The organism is Streptomyces palmae, from assembly GCF_004684805.1.
Classification (GTDB): domain Bacteria; phylum Actinomycetota; class Actinomycetes; order Streptomycetales; family Streptomycetaceae; genus Streptomyces; species Streptomyces palmae.
In genome coordinates this window covers 1-3,998 of the sequence record NZ_SRID01000508.1, presented here as the reverse complement: position 1 = coordinate 3,998, position 3,998 = coordinate 1, and the positions used below count along the sequence as shown (strand labels likewise).

Sequence of the window (3,998 nt, the reverse complement as noted above, 5' to 3'; positions counted from 1 at the left end):
CGTCGGCCCCGACGCCTCACCGACGCCCCCGACCCCCCGCCCGCACGTGGATCCGGTGCGACGGGCGGGTGGTGGGTGTCGACGCGTGAGCTGTGCGCCCGGGGCCCCGCGTCTTGCCTTGCCTGCCGTGGCCGGGCCCCGGGCGATCCACCGTTTCCGGCCGGGCCCCGCCCGCACGTGGGCAAACACGCCCCTTGGTCCACCGCACCCGGCGGAACTACGCCGCGCGCCGCTCCGCGTACTCCTGGATCTCGATCATCGGCGGCCGCTCCTCCGTGTCCACCGACGTGGTGTGCGGCAGGAACCCCCGCTCCCCGCGGCGGAACTGGGTCAGCCGCGGCCGTACCAGGTGTCCGCGGGCCAGCCGCACCTGCGCGGTGCGGTAGATGGCCGCCGCCATCCGGCCCAGCGCCTGCCCGTCCTGGTGCCGGTGCTTGCGTACGCCCACGTCCACCTGGGCCAGCGCGTCCAGCCCGACCGTGTGCAGCGCGTCCACCAGCAGGCCCAGCTCGACGCCGTACCCGACCGGGAAGGGCAGCCGCTCCAGCAGGCTGCGGCGGGCCGCGTACTCGCCGCCGAGCGGCTGCACGAAACCGGCCAGCAGGGGCCAGTGGAGGTTGAGTAGCGGCCGTGCGACCAGCTCGGTGACCCGGCCGCCCTGCCCCACCGGCATCTCGGGCGCACCCGCGCCGGAGCCGGCGACGAACGGCCGGTCGTACATCGCCTTGACGAACTGCACCTCGGGGTCGGTCAGCAGCGGCCCGACGATCCCGGACACGAACTCCGCCGAGAAGTCGCGCAGATCCGCGTCGACGAAGCAGACGATGTCCCCGCTGGTGGCCAGCAGCGAGCGCCACAGCACCTCGCCCTTGCCGGGCAGCGCGGGGACGCGGGGCAGCACCGCGTCCCGGTGCACCACCTTCGCCCCGGCCGCGGCGGCCACCTCGGCGGTGCGGTCGGTCGAGCCGGAGTCCACCACGATCAGCTCGTCGACCAGGGGCACGGCCCCGTCCATCAGCTCGCGCCGGATCGTGGCGGCGATGGTGCCGACCGTCGCCTCCTCGTTCAGGGCGGGAAGCACCACGCTCACCGTGCTGCCGGTGGCCTCCTTGGCGGCGAGCAGCCGGTCGAGCGGACGGTCGGCCGCGGACCAGGACCGCCGCGTCAGCCAGCGCTCCACCTCTTCCAGCACCTGTACGACTCCCTGTCGCTCGACCTGTCTACAGCCGCGGACCCACCGCCGTGGACGGCGCGTCTCGCGCTTCGGACGGCACCTTCCGCCGTCCGGGGGTTCGGTTACAGTCTTGAACAACGCGGAGGACCATCGCATGCCGGGGTCGCTCCGTGACAAATGCCTGGGCCCCGCCCAGTGCCATACCGCTCATCCAGAGGGGCAGAGGGATACGGCCCGATGAAGCCCCGGCAACCCTCCAGCCAGTCCACCCGTCGTCCGGTCAGCACCCCGTGAGGGGTCCTTCGGACACCGGACCGTTCAGCGCTCGACACCCCGGCAGGGGCTCTTCGGGCACAGGTCCTCGGGTGAGTACGCAGGCCAGGAAAGGTGCCAATTCCGTCTCATGGCGACGTCCGCCATGAGGAAGATGAGGAGAAAGGGCCTCGCCTGCATGGCTGCGCAAGCTGTCGAATCCGCTACCCCCGCACCCTCCGACGTGTCCCTGGGCCCCGCCGCGGCGCTTTCCTGCCGCGAATGCGGTGAGCGCTTCCCGCTCGGCCCGATCTTCGCCTGCGCCATCTGTTTCGGGCCGCTGGAGGTCGCCTACGATCTGCCGACCGGCGACCCCGAGGCGCTGCGCCGGCGCATCGAGGCCGGCCCGCACAACATCTGGCGGTACGCCCCGCTGCTCCCGGTGCCGCCGGACGTCGCCGCCAGGCCGAACCTCAACCCGGGCCTCACCAAGCTGGTCAGGGCCGACAACCTCGCCCGCGAACTGGGCGTCACCGGCGCCCTGTACGTCAAGGACGACTCCGGGAACCCGACCCACTCCTTCAAGGACCGGGTGGTGGCCATCGCGGTCGAGGCGGCCCGCGCCTTCGGCTTCACCACGCTGTCCTGCTCCTCCACCGGCAACCTGGCCGGCGCGGTGGGCGCCGCCGCGGCCCGCGCCGGGTTCCGCTCCTGCGTCTTCATCCCGCACGACCTGGAGGCCGGCAAGGTCGTCATGGCCGCCGTCTACGGGGGCGACCTGGTGGGCATCGAGGGCACCTACGACGATGTGAACCGCTTCTGCTCCGAGCTGATCGGCGACCCGCTGGGCGAGGGCTGGGGCTTCGTCAACGTCAACCTGCGCCCGTACTACGGCGAGGGTTCCAAGACGCTGGCCTACGAGATCTGCGAGCAGTTGGGCTGGCGGATCCCGGACCAGATCGTCATCCCGGTGGCCTCCGGCTCCCAACTCACCAAGATCGACAAGGGGCTGAAGGAGCTGATCGCGCTCGGCCTGGTACCCGACCGGCCGTACCGGATCTTCGGCGCCCAGGCCGAGGGCTGCGCCCCGGTGTCCCGCGCCTTCAAGGACGGCCACGACGTGATGTGTCCGGTGAAGCCCGACACCATCGCCAAGTCGCTGGCCATCGGCAACCCGGCCGACGGCCCGTACGTCCTGGACATCGCCCGCCGCACCGGTGGCGCGGTGGAGGACGTGAACGACGAGCAGATCGTGGACGCCATCAAGCTGCTCGCCCGTACCGAGGGCATCTTCGCCGAGACGGCCGGCGGGGTGACCGTGGGCGTGACCCGCAAGCTCATCGAGGCCGGACTGCTCGACCCGGCGCTGACCACCGTCGTCCTCAACACCGGCGACGGACTCAAGACGCTGGACGCCGTCGCGCCCACCACCGGGCCGTCCGCGATCATCCGCCCCACCCTTGACTCGTTCCGAGAGGCCGGCCTGGCATGAGTGTCAACGTACGCATCCCCACCATCCTGCGCACCTACACCGGCGGACAGGCCGAGGTGCCGGCCGAGGGCGCGACCCTCGCCGAGGTGATCGACTCCCTGGAGCGGAACCACCCGGGCATCGCCGCCCGCGTACTGGATGACGAGGGCCGGCTGCGCCGCTTCGTCAATGTCTACGTCAACGACGACGACGTGCGCTTCGAGGGCGGCCTCCAGGCGGCCACCCCGGACGGCGCCGGAGTCTCCATCATCCCGGCGGTGGCCGGCGGCTGAACGCGGGCGCGCCGGCGCACGGCGCGATGGCCGAGCTGATCGGCAAGAGCGGAATCGCCTCGTCCGGCGGAATCGGACGGGGCGATTCCGTGCGTTGAATCGCGATACAGTTGGCTCGCTCCCCTCTTTTCAGCGCTGTCAAACGCCCATAAGAACCCGTCAAGTTGTGCGCCAATTGCGAGCGCGAATTGTCGGGTTGGTGAGCTATGCCCGGCCCGACTTGCCCTGGACTCAAGGGAATTACCCCGTTACGTCCAGTGGAGTGCCGTCAGAATTCTCGTCCGATTGACCTGTTGCGCTGGGCAGTTGGGCAGATACATTCAGCGGCGGTCGACGCGTTCCGGCGCACACCTTCCACTGACCGGGAGGTGAGGTCTGACCCGGGTCCGCGGAGTGCGGTCCTGCGCAAGGGCCAGTAATAGGGGAGTTAGGAATGGCTCAGGGCACCGTCAAGTGGTTCAACGCGGAGAAGGGGTACGGCTTCATCGCGGTCGACGGTGGTGCGGACGTGTTCGTCCACTACAGCGCGATCCAGATGGACGGTTACCGCACCCTTGAGGAAGGCCAGCGGGTCGAGTTCGAGATCTCGCAGGGCCAGAAGGGGCCGCAGGCGGACATGGTCCGCTTGTCGGTCTGAGTGTCGAGACGCAGACCGCAGACGTCAGCGAACGGAAGGGCCCGCACCCCGACGGGGGTGCGGGCCCTTCCGCGCGCCCGGGCGCTCCGCGCTCCCGCCTGCCGACCGACCCTGGGCCCGCCCGGGGCGCCCCGGGCGGCGGGCACCCCCGCCCGCCTTTGGGTCCCGTCC

The 3,998-nt window shown here is 71.1% G+C and carries 4 protein-coding genes and 1 riboswitch; of the genes, 3 read left to right on the top strand and 1 reads right to left on the bottom strand.

Going from position 1 to position 3,998, the window contains the following annotated elements; all coding sequences use genetic code 11:
• Positions 1-217 precede the first annotated feature (217 nt).
• Positions 218-1,192 carry a glucosyl-3-phosphoglycerate synthase gene (locus E4099_RS30085; protein WP_135342273.1) on the bottom strand — a complete coding sequence of 325 codons (975 nt, stop codon included), beginning with the start codon at positions 1,190-1,192 and terminating at the stop codon, positions 218-220.
• Between the two features lie 186 nt (positions 1,193-1,378).
• Positions 1,379-1,608: riboswitch (SAM riboswitch) on the top strand.
• Between the two features lie 17 nt (positions 1,609-1,625).
• Here E4099_RS30085 and thrC point away from each other — a divergent pair.
• The 3 genes from thrC to E4099_RS30070 all read left to right on the top strand — a co-directional run bounded on the left by thrC (position 1,626) and on the right by E4099_RS30070 (position 3,827).
• Positions 1,626-2,918 carry a threonine synthase gene (gene thrC / locus E4099_RS30080; protein WP_245245307.1) on the top strand — a complete coding sequence of 431 codons (1,293 nt, stop codon included), beginning with the start codon at positions 1,626-1,628 and terminating at the stop codon, positions 2,916-2,918.
• Positions 2,915-3,190, top strand: coding sequence for a MoaD/ThiS family protein (locus tag E4099_RS30075; RefSeq protein WP_135342271.1), 276 nt, complete (start codon positions 2,915-2,917; stop codon positions 3,188-3,190). The genes thrC and E4099_RS30075 overlap by 4 nt, the downstream gene beginning before the upstream one ends.
• 433 nt (positions 3,191-3,623) lie before the next feature.
• Positions 3,624-3,827: a cold-shock protein gene (locus E4099_RS30070; RefSeq protein ID WP_135342270.1), complete on the top strand. Its 204-nt coding sequence runs from the start codon at positions 3,624-3,626 to the stop codon at positions 3,825-3,827.
• Positions 3,828-3,998: the final 171 nt, after the last annotated feature.

Bases quoted from the DNA above. Each gene is read 5' to 3' on its own strand.
- thrC (WP_245245307.1), top strand. From the start codon at position 1,626: ATGGCTGCGCAAGCTGTCGAATCCGCTACCCCCGCACCCTCCGACGTG.
- E4099_RS30075 (WP_135342271.1), top strand. From the start codon at position 2,915: ATGAGTGTCAACGTACGCATCCCCACCATCCTGCGCACCTACACCGGC.
- E4099_RS30070 (WP_135342270.1), top strand. From the start codon at position 3,624: ATGGCTCAGGGCACCGTCAAGTGGTTCAACGCGGAGAAGGGGTACGGC.